Below are 19,039 nucleotides of genomic sequence, written 5' to 3' on the forward strand. Positions count from 1 at the left end.
CCCCAGTGCCCGGCGCCCCCCCCCCCCCCCGGGGGGCGCCGAAAACACCCCCGCCGCGGGGGGGGGGCTTGGCGGGGTCTCGGTCATGTGCATACTCCCCCCCCACGGGTCGGTTGGCGGGCGCGGCCGGGGACGGCGTCAGCGCCGGACGTCATCGCCGGACGTCATCGCCGGGCGTCGAAGCGAAGGTCCACGAAGGCCCCGACCAGTCCCCCGAGCGCGACGGCCGGCACGACCGCGTCCCCGGCCCGGCCGGCCAGACCGCCCGTGACCAGCACGAACGCGACGGCGGCCAACGCGCCCGCCCAGGCCGGACCTGATCGCGGCAGCAGGGGCACGGGCCTGCCGTCCCGCCGCCGCCTGACCCACTTGACGGCGAGCAGGAGCACCGCGACCGCGACGAGTGGCGGCGCCATGACGTGCGCGGAGGTTCCCATCCTTGTCCGCCTTCCGTTCGGGCTGTCACCGACACGGTAACTGCCGTGCGGCGGGGCGGCGATGGCGTATTCCCCTTCGTCATCGCCGATCCACGGAACGGCCTGCGGGCGGGGCGCCGAGTACCTACGTTCGGGGACATGACGACGACCGCATCGCAGGAAGCGTTCCTGAAGGCCTTCCACGCCGAGCATCCGGCGCTGACCTCGGACGTGCTCGGCCGCGCCAGGGCTTCGGACGGCAGGACCAGCTACCAGGTCCTCCGCGACCGCGCCGCCGGGAGCCGCCGGGTGCTCGACCTCGGCTGCGGCGACGGGCTGTTGCTCGAACTACTCGCCGGGACCAGCGGTCGCGAGTTGGCCGGGATCGACCTGTCCCCCGAGGCGCTCGCGCTGGCCCGCCGCCGACCGGCCCTGGCGGGCGCCCGGCTGGCCGTCGGACGGGCACAGGAACTCCCTTTCGCGGACGGCGCGTTCGACGCCTGCGTCTCCCACCTCGCGCTGATGCTGATGGGCGACCTGGAACTGGTCACCGCCGAGATCGCCCGGGTGCTCGCCCCTGGGGGGCTGCTCGCGTGCGTACTCGGCGGCGGAATGGTCGGCGGCGAGGTCCATGAGCGGTTCGGCGAGCGGCTGTCCGCCGCCCTCGCCGCGCTCCCCGCGGACCGCCGCATCCCGGCGCTGGGCGACCGGCGGGCGCGGAGCCGCGACGGCCTCGCCGGGCTGCTCAGGCCGGCCGGGTTCGGGCCGGTGGGGTGGGAGACGGTCCTCATCGACCTCGGCGGCCCGGCGGAACGGGTGTGGGAGGCCGTGTCCGGCGTCTACGACATGGGCCCGCTCGACGAGGAGGCCCGCGCCGTCCTGCACGAGGCGTTCCTCACGGAGGCCCGGGCGGCGTCGGGCCCGGCGGACGGGCACCTTCCGTACGGGTTCAGGATCCACCTCGCGACGGCGCGGCGGCGGTGAGGCCGATCCCGTCGGGCGCCTGAATATTTCATCACGAGAAATATTCAGGTGGTCGTCGGCGTTGGCCACGGAGCCGGGTGCGGGAAGGCCCCGCACGGCTGGAGACGGGAGCGACGCCGTGCGCGTGGAGATCTGGACCGACATCAACTGCCCGTGGTGCTACATCGGCAAGGCCCGGTTCGAGCAGGCCCTGGAGCGCTTCCCCCACCGTGGGGACGTGGAGGTCGTCCACCGCTCCTTCGAGCTCGACCCGCACTCGCCGGCCGAGGCGCGGCCGGTCGTCCCGCTGATCGCCGCCAAGTACGGGCTCAGCCTGGAGCAGGCCGAGGCGGCGGAGGCCCGGATCGCGGACAACGCACACGGGGAGGGCCTGGCGTACCTCCGCGAGGGACGCGACGCTGCGAACTCCTTCGACATGCACCGCCTGCTGCACTTCGCCAAGGACCACGGGCGACAGGGGCAGCTGCTGGACGCGCTGTACCGGGCCAACTTCGCCGACGCGCGATCCGCCTTCGCGGAAGGACGGCTGGTGGAACTGTCCGTCGAGGCCGGGCTGGACGGCGAGGCCGCGGCGGCGGTGCTGGCCGATCCGGACGCCTACGCGGAGGCGGTGCGCGAGGACGAGGCGACGGCGGGCGCGATGGGCGCCACCGGGGTGCCGTTCTTCGTGTTCGACCGGCGGCTCGGGGTCTCGGGCGCCCAGCCGGCCGAGACGTTCACAGCGGCCCTGGAGCAGGCCTGGGAGAGTCGGACGGTGGTGCCCCTGCTGGTCGGCGGCGGTGGCGGCGAGGCGTGCGGGCCGGACGGGTGCGAGCTGCCGCAGCGGTGAGGTGAGGGGCGCGGAGCAGGAAGTCGGCGGGGGCGACCTACGCCGGCGCCCCCGTACCCCCCCCGGGGGGGATGGGGGGTGGGGGGGATGGGGGGGGTGCCGCCCCCAAGGGGGGGGGGCCCGGAGGGGGGCGCGCTCCCGCTGCGGTGCGGTGCGGGGCGCGGAGCAGGACGGCGGCGGGGCCGACTTCCTGCTCCGCCGCCTTCCCGCTCCGGGGATGTCAGCGCTTGGGGGCGATGAGGCGGGTGCCGGCCCAGTCCGGGGCGGCGCCGATGGCCTTGGTCGAGGAGAGGCCGGCGGTCTGGACGGCCTCGTTGACGTCGCCGGGCTCGACGTAGCCGTCCCGGCCCGACTTCGGCGTGAGCAGCCAGATCATGCCGCCCTCTTGGAGGAGACCGATGGCGTCGACCAGGGCGTCGGTGAGGTCGCCGTCGTCCTCGCGGAACCAGAGCAGGACGGTGTCGGCCACGTCGTCGTAGTCCTCGTCGACGAGGTCCTGGCCGGTGATCGACTCGATGCCCTCGCGGAGGTCCTGGTCGACGTCCTCGTCGTGGCCGATCTCCTGGACGACCTGCCCGGACTGGAACCCGAGCCGGGCCGCCGGGTTGGTGCGCTCTGTCGTCATGCCGGTGTTCCTTTGACTTGGAGGCGCCTGTCGCCTCGCATCCGGGTAGCCAATCAGACGCGGACGGTGGTCGGCGCTGAACACGCCCGGAGATTGACGGTGCGTCAGATCTCGCGGCAGGAGACGATCCCGGACGAGCTGACGGCCAGCAGGAGTTGGGCGCCCCCGGCGGCATCGGCCCGGGTGATGGTGGCGCCCAGCTCGCCGGGCGGGAGGGGGAACGTGTGCGGGTGCAGGTCGGCGTCGTGCGCCACGACTGCGTCGCCCTCGACGTAGAGCAGCAGGTATTCGGCGACGTCGGACACGTCGGGTCCCCTCCCCTGGGGTGGCTGGCGCTTGGCCCTGCCCACGCTAGGGGCCGCGCGGGGCGCGGTCGGTGGCATTCACCCGGCACCACCCCGACGGGTGAATCCGACGGAGGACGGGCGGGGGTTGGGGGCAGGGCTGGGGCCGGGGTTGAGGTGGGGGTTGAGGCGGGCGGGGTGCCCGGCGGCGTTGCGACCGGCGGCCTCGCGGTAGGCGATGCGCTGGACGGCGGTGACCAGGCGGTAGAGGTTGAGGGCGGCGTCGGAGTCGTCGGCGGCGAAGCCCAAGTGGAAGATGAAGGCTTCGAGTTCGCGCCAGTCGAAGTCGTCGGGGACGGGCTGGGCGACGCCGGGGGCGAGGGTGTTGAAGGCGGCGGCGACGGCGTAGTGGGTCGCGGCGAGGGCGTTCGCCAGGAGGTTGGCCAGGGGGTTGGGGCCGAAGTCGGGGTCCGGGTCCGGGTCGGGCATGTCAGGGGTCCTCCTCGTCGGGCTTTGCAACGTTGAGTGCGGTGATGACGCCCAGGACGACGGTGGCGATCGCCAGGGCGAGAAGGACGGCGAAAGCAGCGGCGATCAGAAAGCGCACGGGTCTTCGCGGTCTCGGTCGGCGGCGAGGAGGAGGGAGAGGAGGTTGAGGAGCGTGGAGGCCGGGGCGGTGTTGAAGCGGACGAGGACGCGGCCGTCGATGGTGCGGTCGATGGTGGCGGAGGGGAAGATGAGGCCGAACCTGCGGCCGCGCTCGTCGACTTCGGCGAGGAGCGTGCGGATGTGGTCGTCGGTGTAGTACCGGATCCGGGGGTCTGTCGGGAGCATCGGGCGGCGGCGGGGAAGGGGCATCAGGCGGCGTCCAACTGCAGCTCGAACCAGACGGATTTGCCCTGCTTGCGCAGGTCGGCGCCGAAGCGGTGGGCGAGGGAACGGACGAGGTGCAGACCTCGACCGGAGAGCGCGTAGGGGTCGGCCGGGGCGCACGGCTCGGGCGGGAGGGTCTGGCTGTCGTCACAGACCGAGACGCGGAGCCTGCGCTCCAGGAGGGAGAGCACGACGAGGGGCGCGAGGCTCCCGGCGTGTTTCCACGCGTTGAAGAAGAGTTCGTGGAGGGCGAGTTCGGCGTCGCAGATGGTGGGGGGCGGCCAGCCGGCGGTGGTGAGGAGGTCGCACAGTTCGGTGCGGGCGGCGGTCCAGTCGGGAGGGTTGGAAGCACGCATGAGAGACCCCGGGAGGGAGAGGGGGAGTCACTGACGATCCGTCATGTGACCGGTGCAACACTGAGAGTAGGGGAATGTCTGGCATCCATGCAATCGAACAGGCAAGGATGCATACACTGCCCTAGCTCAGCGTTGGCGAGCGGCTGGACTCATGCGGAACACTGCACCGACAAGGAGGGACTGGTAGTGGCATACAAAGGGCCGATCAGCCAGCGGCAACGGCGCTTCGGGGAAGAGCTGCAGCGCCTACGGGCGGCAGCTGGGATGTCTGCACCCGAAGCGGGGGCACTGGTGGGCATGAAGGGTCCGGCGGTGAGCCACACCGAGGCCGGTCGGATCACTCTCAACCCCGAACGCCTTGAGATCTGGCTCGACGCATACGGCTGCACAGATCCGGTCTTCCGCGCAAAGATCGCCGACATGGGCCGGAGTAATGGGAAGGGCTGGTGGACGGAGTCTGCCGACCGTCTGCCAACCTTGCTTCTTGATCTCGCGGAGGCAGAACACGACGCCGCCCTGATCGACAACTTCGAGACGTTCCACGTACCCGGGCTTCTCCAAGTACCCGCCTACATCGAGGCGATCTACGAAGATGCCGACCAGCATCGCAAGTTGGATGTCGCAGCCGAAATCGACTTCCGCAAGCAGCGACAGCGCATTCTCACAGACTTGCCACGCCGCGAGTTCCGATTCGTCATCCACGAGACAGCGTTGCGCATGCGATTCCCCGGCGACGCTGCGATGAGGGAACAGCTTGTGCATCTACTGGAGATTTCAGAGCTGCCCAACGTCAGCATCCAGGTCTTGCCGTTTACCGCTGCGAAGAAGCCGCCCTACACCAGCCAGTTCGTCTTCCTGGACCCCGGGGCTCCCGAGCTCTCCACGATCGTCGTGGATCACCCGAGCCACACCGAGTATCTTGGCGACCAACGTTCGATCGAGACCTACCGGAAGACCTTCAACCAGCTGAGTGAACTGGCCCTACCTCCTGTCAGCACAGCTCAGTCCCTGGCTACGCTTTCCTCCCGTGATTCGTGGGGCCTCATTCGACATCTTCTCTACCTGTTGCAAACCTGAAAGGCGTCCGATGTCCGACCTCCGTTGGCAAAAGTCATCGTTCAGCGGCTCCAACGAGGGCGGCAGCTGCGTTGAACTCGCCTACGGCGCCGACGACATCCTCCACCTCCGCGAATCCGACGACCCCGACGTCATCATCACCACCACCGCCCCCAAACTCCGCGCCTTCGTCCTCGGCGCCCAGGCCGGCGAGTTCGACCACCTCGCCTGAACCCCGGCGGTCAGCACACTTGGTGCTGACCGCCTCCGCCCAACTCCCTGTTCCGGGCCGCCCGCCCTGGGTTAGCGTGGACCCATGTCGAGAGACCTGCCCGCGCTACGGGCATCCCATCAGGACCGGGACCGCATCGTAGAAACGCTGCAGGTCGCCGCCGCAGACGGCCGGCTCACCCCCGAAGAACTCGAAACCCGGCTGGAAGCCGCGCTCTCGGCCCGGACGCTCGCCGAACTGGCCGAGCTGACCACCGACCTGCCGAGCTTCGCGTCGGCCGTGGCCGTGCCGAAGGACGTGCTGGTCATCGACCAGCGCGGCGGCAAGTACACCCGGGCCGGACGCTGGGTGGTCCCCCGGCACATCGAGTTGCGGCCGAAACACTGCACGGTCGTCCTCGACTTCACCGAGGCGGTCATCACGGCCGACACCCTTCTGATCGACGTCTCCCTGCGGCACGGCAAGCTGCTCATCATCAGCCCGCCGGGCCTCGTCACCCTCGACACCGACGGTCTCACCCTGGTCTTCTCCAAGGTCAAGCAGCGCTCCGACGGCGGCGGCGACGCCACCAGGCCCCAGCTCCGGATCGAGCTCACCGGCACCCTCAAACACGCCTCGGTCGTCGCGCGCCCTCCCCGCCGCCGCCTCTTCGGCGCTTGAGGCAGGCCCACTCCACAGCTACACACCCTCGCCCGCTCATCGATCCCGACGAGCGGGCGATCTCGTTTCTCGGCAGGCCTACGGACCTCAAAGAGTCCGCCATGACGCGCCGTTGGCCAGTTCCAGCCTTCCGGCACGACCACGTCGGTGACCTCCCCCCAAGCATCTCCGCTGCGCGCGAACCCCCGGCCGTCTCACGAAGATCGGCTCCCGAAGGCGCGCGGTCGTGGTCGAATCTCCCAAGCGAACGACGCAGTTCTTCCCGGAGGTGAACGATGCCCACAGATCCCCCACTTGAGGACCTGCTGCGATCCTGCACCCACTCCGCGCTTCACCTTGAGATGCGCGACGGCTACATGCGGGACGACCCGCTGTTCCTCCGCTGGCTCGACGGGCACCGGGACGATCCGGCCGACCGCTCGTCGTGGTGGAACCCATGGCTGCAGCTGATCCACGAGACCACCGCCCGAGGCATCGAGGTCCGACGCGCCCGCGTGGTCTCGGAACCGGTGAGCGAGTACATCCGGTTCGAACACGAGATCACGTTCCGGAACATCGCCTCCGGCGAGCAGGTCCGCTGGCTTCCGCGTCGGCAGACGACCGACCTCGCGCTCCCCGGCAATGACTTCTGGCTCATCGACGGTCGGCTGCTCGTCGTCCACCACTTCAGCGGCGACGGCGACTTCGTCGACGACGAGATCAGCACCGACCCGCAAACCGTGAAGCTCTCCCACTCCGCGTTCGAGGCCGTCTGGGAACGAGCGGTCCCGCACGAAGACTTCCAGCTCCACTGACCGGTGCACGCGCGTCATCCGGCGTCCTGCAAGGCAATCCGGCGTGAGCCAGGTGCCGCAGGAGGAGGCAGCCGCCCGCCCGCTCGTTGGAGCCCAACGAGCGGGCGGCAAACGTCCTACTGCCCTCTTGACGGCGATCAACCGGGAGGGTGAAGCTCACGCACACCGGTGCACCCCACTCGACTACGGGAGTGAGAATGGCCCTGAGGTTCCTCGGCATCATCCCGAACACCCCGGACACGGACTCGCCGACGATCTGGTTGGACGAGGAGACCGGAGACCTGCTGATCCAGTCCTACAAGGCCACGGACGACGAAGTGAAGTCATGTCAGGAGATCGGTTCGATCCCCGGTCACTCCACCGACGTGCCCGATCACGAGACGATCATCAGGCTTCCCAAGATCATGCTTCAGTTCATCCCCAAGCCCGACAGTGAGTAGGAGCGATGACAAACCCGGTACTTGAGGGCCTGGCCAAGGCCAAGGTTTCCGCCGTGCATCTTGAGATGCGCGACGCCTACCAGCCCAGCGACCCCGAGTTCATCGCATGGCAGCAGGGGAAACGCCTTGACCCTGCTGCCGAGCGGTCGTCCTGGTGGCGCCCGTTCTTGGACGTGGTGACCGAGACGACGGCGCGCGGTGTCGTGATGAGGCGCGCCCGGGTCGTCTCCGAGCCGGTCACCGACTACATCCGATACGAGCACGACGTGACGTTCCCGAACGTCCGGGCAGGCGAACAGATCCGTTGGCTTCCCCGCCGGAAAGCGGCCGACATCGCGTTGCCCGGCACCGACCTTTGGCTGTTCGACGGGTCGTCGGTGCTGTTCACGTACTTCTCGGGTGTCGGTGAGGTCGTCGACCGTGAATGGCGCACCGAGCCGGCCGTCGTCGAACTGGTGAAGTCGGCGTTCGAGGCGGTGTGGGACCGAGCCACACCGCACGAGGAGTACCGGCTTCACTGATCCACCATGACCGCCTCGCCCTCTTCAAGTGCCCAGCAGGCCCGTCACGTTCTGGCGAATCGGCTTGCCGAACTGTGCCGGGATGCTGGGCTCACCGGGCTTGGCATCGCCCATCTCTGCGGCTGGCATCCGTCGAAGTCGTCCCGGATCATCAACGCCCGGACTCCCCCGTCCGCCGACGATATCCGGGCGTGGTGCCAGGCATGCGGGGCAGAAGATCAAGCCGAAGACCTGATTGCCTCGCTGCGGACCGTCGAGGACATGTGGATCGGCTGGCGGCGCATGGAGCGCTCCGGGCTCAAGCGGGCGCAGGAAGCGCGCTTGCCGCTGTACCAGCGCACGCGACGCTTCCGCTCGTACTCGTCATGGCTTGTGCCCGGATTGATCCAAACTCGCGGCTACACCGAGTCGGTGTTGCGCGCTGTGCAACGCCGCAGGGTCGAGGTGGACGACGTGGCCGAAGCGGTGACGGCCCGCATGGAGCGTCAAGCCGTCCTGCACGAGGGGGGCCGACGGTTCGCCTTCCTCGTGGAGGAGTCGGTGTTGCGCAACGGACTCGGCGGCGCTGACGTGCTGATCGAGCAGCTCGGTCACCTGCTCACGGTCGGCTCGCTGCCAAGCGTGAGCCTGGGCATCGTGCCTGATCAGCCGGGTCGGACACGGATGCCGGTGGAGGGGTTCTGGATCTTCGACGTTGCACAGGTCAATATCGAGCTGGTCTCGGGCTATCTCACGATCACGCAGCCCAGCGAGGTCGCGACGTATGCCGACACGTTCGCCGAACTGGCTGACATGGCGGTCTACGGCCCGGACGCCCGGACGCTGATCACCTCGGCGATCAACTCTCTCGGGTGAATCTGTGCAAGGTCGTGCAACGTCGTAGAGCCCAACCAGCCTGTTTTCCTAGCTTGTTGCCATCGGGTCCAGCAGCTCCGAGGGAGCGACCGACCCGACCGACGGAAAGGGGAAAACCATGGGCAAGCGCGGTGGCGGCTCGGGCGACGGCAAGGGCGGCGGGCAGCAGGACGACTCCAACAAGGGCGCCGGGCACGGCGGCGGCGGGTCCGACGAGGGCGGCAACACCTCGGACGGCCAGCGCCCGGCGGGCGGCGGCGGCAAGTGACCAGCGAAACGCACCAGGAGGCGGGCCCCCAGGGGCTCGCCTCCGCGCTGGTGGCCGGCGGCGCGCTCTCCTCGGACTGGCTGCCCTCCTTCAACGCGGTGCCCCGCGAGCTGTTCGTCCCGGACCGCATCTGGCCGGGCATCTCGGACGGCACCCGGCAGAACCCCGTGGTGTACCGGTCGCAGGACCCCGACGCATGGCGGAGGGCCGTCTACTCGGACATCCCGCTGACCACGCAGTGGGACGACGGAGACCACCAGGGCGACGGGCTCGGCACGACGCCGAGTTCGTCCAGCTCCATGCCCACCATGGTGTTCTCGATGCTCCAGGACCTCGACGTGCGCCCAGGCCACAAGGTGTTGGAAGTCGGAGCCGGCACCGGCTGGAACGCGGGCCTGCTCGCCCACCGCCTGGGCAGCCACAACGTGGTGACCGTCGAGTACGACCCTGACGTCGCTCACGGAGCCCGGGAGAACCTGCACCGGGCCGGGCTCGAACCGACCGTGGTCGAGGGCGACGGACGACACGGCTGGTCGGACGGCGCCCCCTACGACCGGATCATCGCCACCTGCTCCCTGCTGGAGATCCCTCCCGCGTGGCTGGAGCAGACGGCCCCCGGCGGAATCATCGTGGCGCCCTTCGGCACCGAGTACGGCGGCGAGCAGATCGTCAGGCTGACCATGAGCGAGAACGGGACGAGCGCGAGCGGAAGGTTCACCGGGGGCTCCGCGTTCATGCGGCTACGCCAGCAGCGCACGGACCGGCCGCCCTTCGAGGACTACCTGCGCGGCCGGGAGTGGCCGGCCGACGGGGTGCGGAGCACCACCGGCCTGTCCCCCCGGGAAACGGGCGGCTGGTTCGAGCAGTTCGTCATCGGGTCCGGCGTACCCGCCGCGTTCTGGCGGACGGAGCGCTACGACAACGGCGCGTACACACTCTGGCTCTACAGCCGCGACACCCGCTCCTGGGCCTCCGCCGACTACGAGCGGGACCGCACCGCGTACGAGGTGTACCAGTCCGGCCCGCGCAGACTCTGGGACGAGGTGGAGGCCGCCTACCGCTGGTGGGACGGCCACGGCCGCCCGGACTTCGACCGCTTCGGCCTGACGGTCACAGCTGGCCGCCACACGGTGTGGCTGGACGACCCGAGCAACCCGGTGCCGGTCCGAGGCTGACGGCAGAATAATCGAAAACCCCTGCCCTGCCCGCGCGTTGGGCCCGACCAGCGGGCGGGGCTGCCCCCGGGGGCAGGGTTGCTGCCCCCGCCATCCCTACCGCTCCGGGCGTGGGCGGGGTATCCAGGACTCACCGGCCATCGACCCGAAGGGACGCCGATGAGGACCCGCGACAGTGACGACAAGGCGCACGCCCCCTCGACCAGCTCTCCCGCCTCCGCCCGGACACCAGCACCCGCACTGCTCGGCCTCCAGGCGTCCGTCGGGAACGCCGCCGTCGTCCAGCGACTCCAGCGGGCCGGCCAGGTGCAGCGCTCCGGCGCCGCCGTCCACGACGTGCTGCGCAGCGGCGGCCGCTCGCTCGACGGCGCCACCCGCGCCGACATGGAGGCCCGCCTGGGCGCCGACTTCTCGGACGTCCGGATCCACGACGACAGCGCCGCCCGGAGCTCCGCCGCCGAGATCGGCGCCCGCGCCTACACCTCCGGCAACCACGTCGTCATCGGCGACGGCGGCGGCGACCGGCACACCCTCGCCCACGAGCTGACCCACGTCCTCCAGCAGCGGCAGGGCCCCGTGGCGGGCTCCGACAACGGCTCCGGGCTGAGCATCAGCGACCCGTCCGACCACTTCGAGCGCGAGGCCGAGGCCAACGCCCGGCGGGTGCTGTCCGGCCCGGCCGCAGACCGCGCCGACCACACCGGCCACACCGGCCACACCACCGCCCACGAGGACGAGGAACACGGCGGCTGAGCCGTCCCGTCCCCGCCCATCAACGGGATCGTTCATCGTTTGTCTACCGCCTTGCCCCATGGTCGTTTCCACGGGGCGCCCCGTACTTTCACGGGCGCGATATGGACGAAAGAGGTACCCGGGGATGAAGGCAGTGAAGGCAGTGAAGACTGTGCGACGCATGGCCGTCGGGGTGGCGGCCGCGGCGCTGGCGCTGACGGGGACGATGCTGGGGGCCGGCACCGCGCAGGCGGCGTACGACCCGTCGACCCACACGCTCTGGAACGACGAGCCGCTCTACCCGGGCTGGCACGTCGACTCCGAGAACTCCCGGCTGATCATGCAGTCCGACGGCAACCTGGTCGTCTACCGCGGGTACAACACCCCGAACCCGCTGGCCGTGTGGGACTCCCGCACCAACGTGAACCACTGCGGGTACAAGGCGGTCATGCAGTCCGACGGCAACCTGGTCGTCTACTCCGCCTCCGGGGGCGTGTGCTGGTCCTCCGGCACGTACGGGCACCCGGGCGCCCGGCTGGTGGTGAAGAGGCTCGGCGGCGTCGCCATCTACTGGGGTGACGGCGAGGTCCCCATCGTCACCACGCCCACCAGCGACATCCGCATGTGGGCGATGTCCTCGGACCTCTACTAGCCCCCGCCCCCGAACGGAGCGCCGTTCAGGCGCCCCGTTCGGCGAGCCAGCGGACCAGGTCGGCGACGGACCACTGCGGGCGGGCGGCGAGGCGCGCCGCCACCGACCGCAGGAGTACGGGCAGGTAGCCGCAGAGCTCGGCGACCTCGGCGGCCGGGCCCGGCTCCCGGCGGATCCGCTCGGCGCCGACGACCCGGGCCAGCAGCTCGTACGCGTCCTGCGGCTCCAGCGGGCCCACGGCCAGCCGGGCCGCGTCGGCGGGCAGGGCGCCCGGTTCGGCGCCGGCCACGACGGCCGCGCAGCCCGCCACCGCGGGCAGCAGCGGCGCCGGGTCGGTGACGCCGTCGAGCACGACGAGCACCCGCCGCCCGGCGAGCGCGGCCCGGTAGCGTGCGCCCAGTTCGCCGACACCGGCGTCCTCGACGGGCCGCTCCCCCAGGGCCCGCAGGAAGGCGGCCAGCACCGTGCCCGGCTCCGCCGTCTCGCCGGCCGCGTACAGCTGCCCGTCCGGGAAGGCGTCCTGGACGGTGTGCGCCAGGTGCACGGCGAGCGCGGAGGTGCCGCTGCCGGCCGGCCCGGACAGGCCGAGCACCGGCGAGGCCCCGACACCGGCCCCGACACCAGCACCGTCGACATCACCGACACCGGACCGCAGGATCCGCTCGGCCTCCCGCACCTGGGCCGCCCGCCCGACCAGGTCGGGGATGTCCGGCGGCAGTTGGCAGGGCCGGGCGGGCCGCCGCGGCGGTACCGGGGCGGACGGCGCCGCGAGCTCGGCGCCCCCTCCGCGGATGCGGGCGTGCAGGTCCGCGACCGCCGGTGCCGGTTCGAGCCCCAGCTCGCGGTCCAGCCGTTCGCGCAGGGCCTCGAAGGCGGCCAGTGCCTCGGCCGTCCGCCCGCAGCGGTGCAGGGCCAGCAGGTGGAGGCGCTGCACCTCCTCGTCGCGCGGGTGTGCGGCGGCGAGCGCGTCCAGCGCGGGCAGCGCCTCGGTGTGCCGGCCGAGCGCCAGGTCCAGGTCGTGCAGCACCTTGACGGCGGCGTGGTGGCCGGCGGCGAGCCGTTCGCGGGCGCGTTCGGCGAAACCGCCGGGCACGCCGTCCAGCGCGCGCCCCTCCCACAGCGCGAGCGCGCCGGCGAGCAACTCCCGGGCCCGCAGGGGGTCGTCGTAGCGCAGCGTGACGGCCTGGCTCACTCCGTCCTCGTAGCGGAACAGGTCGACGGCGGCCCGATCCACCTCCAGCCGGTAGCCACCGGCCGTGGCGACCAGTAGGCCGGGGGCCGCGAGGGCGCGGCGAAGCCGGTGCGCGTGGGTGCCGATCTGGCCGGCCGGAGCCTTGGGCCAACGGGCGTCATCCTCGCCCCACAAGCCCTCGACCAGCCGTTCAGTGGGCACGAGCTGGCCCGGGGCCAGCAGCAGGGCGGCCAGCACGGCCCGCTGCTGCGGCCGACCGAGGTCGATCTCGTGGCCGTCGCACCGGGCCCGCAGCGGCCCCAGCACACGGAATTCGAGCCCCATGCCCCCACCCCTCGAAGCCATGAGTTTCAAGTACACAATCCGTGACAGAGCATAGGTGACCGGATCAGGGGGCGCCGCCGTCCGTACGGAAGTGGCGTGATCCGGGCACCGGACGACATTCGGGGACGGGACATGGTTGACATCGGGGCGTCCGGGCTGCGGTTCGGACTGCTGGGGCCACTGCGCGCCTGGCACGGGGAGCGGGAGATCGAACTGGGCCGGCCGCAGCAGCGGGCCGTCCTGGCGGTGCTGCTGAGCGCCGCCGGACGGACGGTGGCGACGCCGGTGCTGGTGGAGGGGGTGTGGGGCGGGGCAGCGCCCGCCGACCCCCGCAAGGCCGTCCAGCTGGCCGTCTCCCGGCTGCGGTCGGCCTTCAAGCCGTACACCGGGCCGGATCCGCAGCGGATGCCGCTGGTGCGCGTCGGCGACGGCTACGCGCTGCGGGTGCCCGACGCGGAGGTGGACGCGGCCCGCTGGGAGGAACTGCTGGCCACGGCCGGACGGCTACGCGACGAGCAGGCCCCGCCGCAGGAGGTCCGGGAGGTCCTGCTGGCCGCGCAGCGGCTGTGGGTCGGCGAACCGCTGGCCGGACTGCCCGGGCCGCACGCCGAGGCCGTCCGCTCCCACCTCGCCGAACAGCGACTTCACGCCAAGGAGACGCGGCTGGAGCTGGACGCGGAGATCGGCGACCACACCGGCCTGACGGCCGAGGCCGCCGCCCTCGCCCTGGAACACCCCGAACGGCCCCGGCTGACCGCCGTCCTGATGCGCGCCCTCTACCAGGCGGGCCGCAAGGCCGAGGCACTCGCCGTGTACGAGGACGCCCGCCGCCGGCTGCCGCCCGGCGGGGACGGGCCCACCCGGCACGAGGACACCCGCCGGCCGTCGACGGCCGCCGCCGCCGCGCCGACGGCCGAGGACGGCCCCGCCGCACTGCACCTGCGGATCCTGCGCGAGGACCCGTCCCTGCTGCCCGCCCCCGCCGCATCCGCCTCCGCCCGCGCCGAACCCGCCCCCGCCTGGCAGCCGCCCGACCAACTGCCCGACGGCCTGGCCGACTTCACCGGCCGCACCGAGGAGGTCGAGACCCTGGTGGACCACCTCGCCGGGGCCGGCGGGCGAGCCGTCGTGGTCTCCGCCCTGGACGGCATGGGCGGGGTCGGCAAGACCACGCTCGCCGTGCACGTCGCCCGACAGGCCCACGGGCGCTTCCCCGACGGGCGGCTCTTCGCCGACCTGCGCGGCGCCGACCACACCCCGCTGGACCCTGGCACGGTGCTCGCCGGCTTCCTGCGCGCCCTCGGCGTGGCCGCCGCCGAGATCCCGCTCGACACCGGGGAGCGCTCCGCCCTCTACCGCTCGGCGCTGGCCGGGCGGCGGGTCCTCGTCGTCCTCGACAACGCCGCCACCCTCGGCCAGGTCGAACCACTGCTGCCCGGCTCGTCCGGCTGCGCCGTCCTCGTCACCAGCCGCGTCCGACTGGCCGGCCTCGCCGGGGCGCACCAGATGCGCCTGGACACCCTGCCGCCCGCCGAGGCACTGGAACTGCTGACCCGGATCATCGGCGCCGACCGCGTCGACGCCGAACCCGTGGCCGCCGACGAGATCGTGCGAGCCTGCGGACTGCTGCCGCTCGCCGTGCGCATCGTCGCCTCCCGGCTCGCCGCCGACCCCGCGCTCACCCTGGCCGCGCTCGCCGACGGACTGCGCCGGGAACACCGACTGGCCGAACTCAGCGACGGCGAACGGACGGTGGAAGCCACCTTCGCCCTCTCCTACCACCGCCTCGACACCGAACTCGCCCGCGCCTTCCGCCTGCTGTCCCTGCCCGACGCCCCCGACGTCCCGCTGCCCTGCGCGGCCGCACTGCTCGGCCGCACCGAAACCGAGACCGACGAACTCCTCGAAGCACTCGTCGACCTCAACCTGCTGCACTCCCCCCGCTTCGGCCGCTACGGCTTCCACGACCTGGTCCGCGACTACGCCCGCGGCCGGCTCGCCGCCGAGGAACCCGCCACCGAACGCACCGCCGCCGCCGACCGGCTGGTCGACTACTGCCTGGCCACCGCCCGCAACGCCGACCGCGCCGCCCGCAAGGCCGACCCGGTCGAACTCAGCCTGCTCGACGCGCCCGTCCGCTCCCCCGGGAAGACGATCACGGACGGGCCCGCCGCCGTCCGCTGGATGCGCGAACAGGCCGGCGTGCACGCCGCCGCCATCGCCCTGAGCTGCGCCGACCCGGCGCTGCCGCTCGACCGCGCGGCCGAACTCGCCGACCGGATGGGCTCCGTACTCGCCGAACGCACCCAGACCAGCGACATCGCCGACCTCTCCGACCGCATCGCCCGCGAGGCCGCCGCCCGCGGCGACCACGGCCCGCTCGCCCTCGCCCGCTACGTGCGCGGCGGCATGCTCTGGCACATCAACCGCTACGCCGAGTCCGAACAGGACATCCACCAGGCCGTCGCGCTCTGCCAGGACGACGACGGCGGCAACGGGGGCAGCGGCGACGGCCCGAAGGTCCGCGTCCTCGCCAAGGCCCTGCTCACCCTCGGCGGCAACGCCCGCGTCCACGGCCGCTACGCCGACGCCGCCCGACACGCCGGTCGCGCCGCCGACCTGTTCCGCCGCCTCGGCGCCGAACGCTCCGAGGGCAGCGCCCTAGGCGAGTTCGCGTTCAGCTGCGCCCAGACCGGCCGGCTGGCCGAGGCCCGGGACGCCGCCGAGCGCGGCGCCCGCCTGATGAGCGGCTCCGGCCCGGTGTCCGCCGCCACCGGCCGCTACTACCTGGCCCGGGTCCTTCGGCTGTGCGGCGACCCGGAGGCGGCGCTCGCCCACGCGGTCGGCGCCCGCGACGAGTTCGCCGCCCTCCAGGTGACGGTGTTCGCGGCGGCGGCGGGCGACCTCGCCGCCCGGATCCACGCCGAGGCCGAGCGCTGGCTGCTCGCCGCCGACGCCGCCGAGGCGGCGCTGCCGCTCGCCCGCCGCACCAGCGCCGCCCTGGAGGCCGCGCTGCTGCGCACCCTGGGCACCGCACTCACCGGCCTCGGCCGCCCCCGCCAGGCCCGCGCCTGCCTGGCGGACGCGCTGGAGGTGTACGAGCGGCTCGGGCTCGCCAAGGACGCCGAGCAGACCAGGGCCCTGCTGGACGGCCTGCCGCAGCCCTAAAGCGTGTCCCCGACGGCCCTCCACCCCTTGTTGATCACTTGTCTACCGCGGTCCGCGATCTTCTCTCTCGTCAGGTCGCGGACCGCACCAGTGCGGAGCCGGGGCCACTCCCACCGAAGATAGGCGCCACGCATGCCCACGCTCCCGCAGAACGGTCAGACCTGGACCCTCAAGTCCGCGAACGGAACGGTCGCCGACGTGCGCTCCAGCCAGAGCAGCCCGGGCACCCCGGTCCAGTCCTGGGGCCCCAACGGCACCACCGCCCAGGGCTGGGTCTTCTGGGCCAAGGACGGCGGCAGCTGGCTCCTGGAGACCCAGCTCACCAACGGCAAGCACGCCCCCGGCCAGGCCGTCGTCATCGACTACAACTACTCCACCGGCCAGACCTGGCTGTTCAACGAGCACGGGCAGCCCAACCAGCGCTGGGTGCTGGACGTCATCGACAACGACTGGTTCCGGGTCCGGACCGCCCGCGGCGACGAGGGCCAGCTGTTCCTCACCGCGGCCGCCCCCGGCGCCCCGCTCACCCTCACCAAGCAGGACGACAACAACCCGGCGCAGCGCTGGCAGCTCATCCCGGCCGGCGGCCAGAACGGCGGCGCCGGCGGCCAGCAGCAGCCGCAGCCCCAGCCGCAGCCGCAGCCCGGCGGCGACTTCCGCACCGAGATGCTGGCCTCCGTCAACACGGAGCGCGGCCGGGCCGGCCTCCAGCCGCTGCGGCTCGACGACCGCCTGAGCGCCGCCGCCCAGCGGCACGCCAACGACATGGCGTCCCACGACCTCACCCAGCACGACGGCACCGACGGCAGCAACCCGTGGGACCGCATCCACGCCGCCGGCTTCCAGTTCCGCTCGGCCGCCGAGAACGTCACCCCGGGCAACAGCGTGGCGGAGGCCATGCAGATGTGGATGAACAGCCCGCACCACCGCGACAACATCCTGGGCCGCGACTTCACCTCCATCGGCATCGGCTACACCCCCCGCCAGCGCGGCAACTGGGGCCGCTACGTCCAGACCTTCGCCCAGGCCTGACCTCCCCGTCCCCCCAGCAGCCACAGCAGCCACAGCAAGCAAGGAGCCACCCTCATGTCCTCGAACGCGGCGGACCTGATCCGCGTCGCCCGAGACGAGGTCGGATACCAGGAGGGCCGCAGCGGCTCGCACTGGAACAACATCCAGAAGTACTCGCCGGCCGTCCCCGGCCTGGAGTGGTCCCAGGGCGAGGCCTGGTGCGCGACCTTCGTCGCCTGGTGCGCCCGGCAGTCCGGCAACGCCGGGCTGTTCCCGGTGACGGCCTCCTGCGCCGAGGGCGTCGCCTGGTTCAGGGACCGCGACCGCTTCACCGACTACCCGGTGATCGGCGGCCAGGTGTTCTACGGCCCCGGCGGCGGCAGCCACACCGGCATCTGCGTCGCCTACACCAGCTCCACCATCACCACCGTCGAGGGCAACACCAACGACGACGGCAGCTCCGAGGGCGACGGCGTCTACCTCAAGACCCGCGACCGCAAGTCGAGTTGGGTGTACGGGTACGGCGTCCCGGACTTCGCCGACGGCGTCATCCTCGCCGACCCGCAGTGGCGGGACCGCCAGGGGGCGGTCTACTTCGGGCAGGAGGCCTCCGCCGCCGACCAGCCGAACGGCGGCGCCCGGCCCCAGGCCGACAGCGGCGGGGACGGGGGCGGGAGCGAGGGCGGCTGCGAGCCCTTCCCCGGCGCCGACTTCTTCCAGGACGGCCAGAAGAGCGACGTCATCACCCGGATGGGAGAGCGCCTGGTCGCCGAGGGCTGCTCCGCCTACGCCGAGGGCCCCGGCCCCGAGTGGTCCGGGGCGGACCTCGAATCCTTCCGCAACTGGCAGCACAAGCTGGGCGACTCCGGCAGTGACGCCGACGGAATCCCCGGCCCCAAGCAGTGGGACGCCCTCCAGGTCCCGCGCGGCTGATGCCGCACCTCCACCACACCCGGATCCACCACACCCAGAAGGAGAACCCGATGAAACCCGTCACCCGTACCCGCAGGTTCCTCGCCGGGCTCGGCGCCGTCGCGGCCGTCGCGGGGGCGGCCGTGGTCACCGCCCCGGCCGCGCACGCCGCCGGCTGCGAGCTGGCGCCGAACCTGCAGACCGTCACCTCCGTCTACAACGGCGCCACCGGCGCCCTCGACCTGCCGGCCAACACGGAGGTCAACGGCCAGCGGATCGGCGTCTACCAGGGCAACCAGAGCGCCGCGCAGACCTGGTCGTTCTGGGGCTACTGCGACGGCACCACCGCCATCTCGCACGGCTCGGCCGGCAAGGTCGTCGACCTCGACACCGGCTCGGGCGCCGTCCAGCTCTGGGACACCCCCGGCGGCTGGGACGGCCTCAACCGCCCGGCCGGCGACTGGCTGCCGGCCAACCAGAAGTGGATCCGGACCGACGAGGACCGCGGCTGGTACCTGATCCGCAACGCCGCCACCGGCCAGTGCCTCAAGTCCAACGGCGTCGCCCAGCTCACCTCGGTGACGTCCTGCAACGGCAGCGACCCGGCCCAGCGCTGGAAGATCGGCTGACGGCTCGCCGAGAGGGGTGCGCCCGAGGCCCCCCGCGGCCCCAACCGCCGG

24 protein-coding genes are annotated in these 19,039 nt (G+C 72.2%); 17 read left to right on the forward strand and 7 right to left on the reverse strand.

From position 1 onward, the window contains the following. Positions 1-164 precede the first annotated feature (164 nt). The gene (locus ACFVHI_RS25160) at positions 165-437 is read right to left on the reverse strand and encodes a hypothetical protein (protein ID WP_380342918.1); all 273 of its coding nucleotides are present in this window, start codon (positions 435-437) and stop codon (positions 165-167) included. Positions 438-575: 138 nt separating this feature from the next. On the opposite strand from ACFVHI_RS25160, the gene ACFVHI_RS25165 reads away from it, so the two are divergent. Beyond that, positions 576-1,400, forward strand: coding sequence for a class I SAM-dependent methyltransferase (locus ACFVHI_RS25165; RefSeq protein WP_380342920.1), 825 nt, complete (start codon positions 576-578; stop codon positions 1,398-1,400). Between the two features lie 118 nt (positions 1,401-1,518). Beyond that, positions 1,519-2,229, forward strand: a complete 711-nt coding sequence (locus tag ACFVHI_RS25170) for a DsbA family protein (protein WP_380342922.1) — start codon at positions 1,519-1,521, stop codon at positions 2,227-2,229. A gap of 220 nt (positions 2,230-2,449) precedes the next feature. Here ACFVHI_RS25170 and ACFVHI_RS25175 read toward each other — a convergent pair whose 3' ends face one another. The 5 genes from ACFVHI_RS25175 to ACFVHI_RS25195 form a co-directional block, all read right to left on the reverse strand. Then, positions 2,450-2,854, reverse strand: coding sequence for a DUF3052 domain-containing protein (locus ACFVHI_RS25175; RefSeq protein WP_380342924.1), 405 nt, complete (start codon positions 2,852-2,854; stop codon positions 2,450-2,452). Positions 2,855-2,958: 104 nt separating this feature from the next. Beyond that, positions 2,959-3,159 carry a hypothetical protein gene (locus ACFVHI_RS25180; protein ID WP_380342927.1) on the reverse strand — a complete coding sequence of 67 codons (201 nt, stop codon included), beginning with the start codon at positions 3,157-3,159 and terminating at the stop codon, positions 2,959-2,961. A gap of 78 nt (positions 3,160-3,237) precedes the next feature. Further along, complete coding sequence (locus tag ACFVHI_RS25185) at positions 3,238-3,627, reverse strand: hypothetical protein (RefSeq protein ID WP_380342929.1); 390 nt, start codon at positions 3,625-3,627, stop codon at positions 3,238-3,240. A 105-nt stretch (positions 3,628-3,732) separates the two neighbouring features. Continuing rightward, complete coding sequence (locus tag ACFVHI_RS25190; protein ID WP_063348115.1) at positions 3,733-3,996, reverse strand: hypothetical protein; 264 nt, start codon at positions 3,994-3,996, stop codon at positions 3,733-3,735. Beyond that, positions 3,996-4,367, reverse strand: a complete 372-nt coding sequence (locus ACFVHI_RS25195; RefSeq protein ID WP_063348116.1) for an ATP-binding protein — start codon at positions 4,365-4,367, stop codon at positions 3,996-3,998. Before ACFVHI_RS25195 ends, ACFVHI_RS25190 begins: the two co-directional genes overlap by 1 nt. Positions 4,368-4,553: 186 nt before the next feature. On the opposite strand from ACFVHI_RS25195, the gene ACFVHI_RS25200 reads away from it, so the two are divergent. The 11 genes from ACFVHI_RS25200 (at position 4,554) to ACFVHI_RS25250 (ending at position 11,752) form a co-directional block, all read left to right on the forward strand. Beyond that, a complete protein-coding gene (locus ACFVHI_RS25200) occupies positions 4,554-5,444 on the forward strand; it encodes a helix-turn-helix domain-containing protein (RefSeq protein ID WP_380342933.1) in 891 nt (296 codons plus the stop codon). 10 nt (positions 5,445-5,454) lie between these two features. Next, positions 5,455-5,655, forward strand: a complete 201-nt coding sequence (locus ACFVHI_RS25205) for a DUF397 domain-containing protein (protein WP_380342935.1) — start codon at positions 5,455-5,457, stop codon at positions 5,653-5,655. Positions 5,656-5,739: 84 nt separating this feature from the next. Further along, positions 5,740-6,315 (forward strand): DUF1707 domain-containing protein, encoded by a 576-nt coding sequence (locus tag ACFVHI_RS25210; protein ID WP_063348118.1) that lies wholly within the window; start codon positions 5,740-5,742, stop codon positions 6,313-6,315. 275 nt (positions 6,316-6,590) lie between these two features. Beyond that, entirely contained in the window at positions 6,591-7,109 is a 519-nt protein-coding gene (locus ACFVHI_RS25215; RefSeq protein WP_380342938.1) for a DUF6879 family protein, read from the forward strand. A gap of 197 nt (positions 7,110-7,306) precedes the next feature. Further along, on the forward strand, positions 7,307-7,549 hold the full coding sequence (locus tag ACFVHI_RS25220; protein ID WP_363371654.1) for a hypothetical protein: 243 nt from the start codon (positions 7,307-7,309) through the stop codon (positions 7,547-7,549). A gap of 5 nt (positions 7,550-7,554) precedes the next feature. After that, positions 7,555-8,070 carry a DUF6879 family protein gene (locus tag ACFVHI_RS25225; RefSeq protein WP_380342941.1) on the forward strand — a complete coding sequence of 172 codons (516 nt, stop codon included), beginning with the start codon at positions 7,555-7,557 and terminating at the stop codon, positions 8,068-8,070. 6 nt (positions 8,071-8,076) lie between these two features. Continuing rightward, entirely contained in the window at positions 8,077-8,925 is an 849-nt protein-coding gene (locus ACFVHI_RS25230) for a helix-turn-helix domain-containing protein (protein WP_380342944.1), read from the forward strand. A 118-nt stretch (positions 8,926-9,043) separates the two neighbouring features. Beyond that, entirely contained in the window at positions 9,044-9,193 is a 150-nt protein-coding gene (locus ACFVHI_RS25235) for a hypothetical protein (protein WP_363371661.1), read from the forward strand. Further along, positions 9,190-10,368, forward strand: a complete 1,179-nt coding sequence (locus ACFVHI_RS25240; RefSeq protein WP_380342947.1) for a methyltransferase domain-containing protein — start codon at positions 9,190-9,192, stop codon at positions 10,366-10,368. Before ACFVHI_RS25235 ends, ACFVHI_RS25240 begins: the two co-directional genes overlap by 4 nt. 159 nt (positions 10,369-10,527) lie before the next feature. After that, positions 10,528-11,121: a DUF4157 domain-containing protein gene (locus ACFVHI_RS25245; RefSeq protein WP_380342950.1), complete on the forward strand. Its 594-nt coding sequence runs from the start codon at positions 10,528-10,530 to the stop codon at positions 11,119-11,121. Between the two features lie 160 nt (positions 11,122-11,281). After that, complete coding sequence (locus ACFVHI_RS25250) at positions 11,282-11,752, forward strand: hypothetical protein (RefSeq protein ID WP_063348126.1); 471 nt, start codon at positions 11,282-11,284, stop codon at positions 11,750-11,752. A gap of 25 nt (positions 11,753-11,777) precedes the next feature. Here ACFVHI_RS25250 and ACFVHI_RS25255 read toward each other — a convergent pair whose 3' ends face one another. Then, positions 11,778-13,268, reverse strand: coding sequence for a BTAD domain-containing putative transcriptional regulator (locus ACFVHI_RS25255; RefSeq protein ID WP_380342953.1), 1,491 nt, complete (start codon positions 13,266-13,268; stop codon positions 11,778-11,780). Positions 13,269-13,400: 132 nt separating this feature from the next. Between ACFVHI_RS25255 and ACFVHI_RS25260 the strand changes: the two genes are divergently transcribed. From ACFVHI_RS25260 to ACFVHI_RS25275, 4 genes are all read left to right on the forward strand, one after another. After that, positions 13,401-16,436 carry a BTAD domain-containing putative transcriptional regulator gene (locus ACFVHI_RS25260; protein ID WP_380342956.1) on the forward strand — a complete coding sequence of 1,012 codons (3,036 nt, stop codon included), beginning with the start codon at positions 13,401-13,403 and terminating at the stop codon, positions 16,434-16,436. A 132-nt stretch (positions 16,437-16,568) separates the two neighbouring features. Next, positions 16,569-17,468 carry a CAP domain-containing protein gene (locus ACFVHI_RS25265; protein ID WP_079135680.1) on the forward strand — a complete coding sequence of 300 codons (900 nt, stop codon included), beginning with the start codon at positions 16,569-16,571 and terminating at the stop codon, positions 17,466-17,468. Positions 17,469-17,522: 54 nt separating this feature from the next. Next, the gene (locus ACFVHI_RS25270; protein WP_380342960.1) at positions 17,523-18,380 is read left to right on the forward strand and encodes a peptidoglycan-binding protein; all 858 of its coding nucleotides are present in this window, start codon (positions 17,523-17,525) and stop codon (positions 18,378-18,380) included. Further along, positions 18,380-18,988, forward strand: a complete 609-nt coding sequence (locus ACFVHI_RS25275) for an RICIN domain-containing protein (protein WP_380342963.1) — start codon at positions 18,380-18,382, stop codon at positions 18,986-18,988. Before ACFVHI_RS25270 ends, ACFVHI_RS25275 begins: the two co-directional genes overlap by 1 nt. The last annotated feature ends 51 nt before the right edge of the window (positions 18,989-19,039 follow it).

Origin of the sequence: Kitasatospora sp. NPDC127121 (assembly GCF_042677305.1) — a bacterium.
In the GTDB taxonomy this organism is placed as follows: Bacteria; Actinomycetota; Actinomycetes; order Streptomycetales; family Streptomycetaceae; genus Kitasatospora.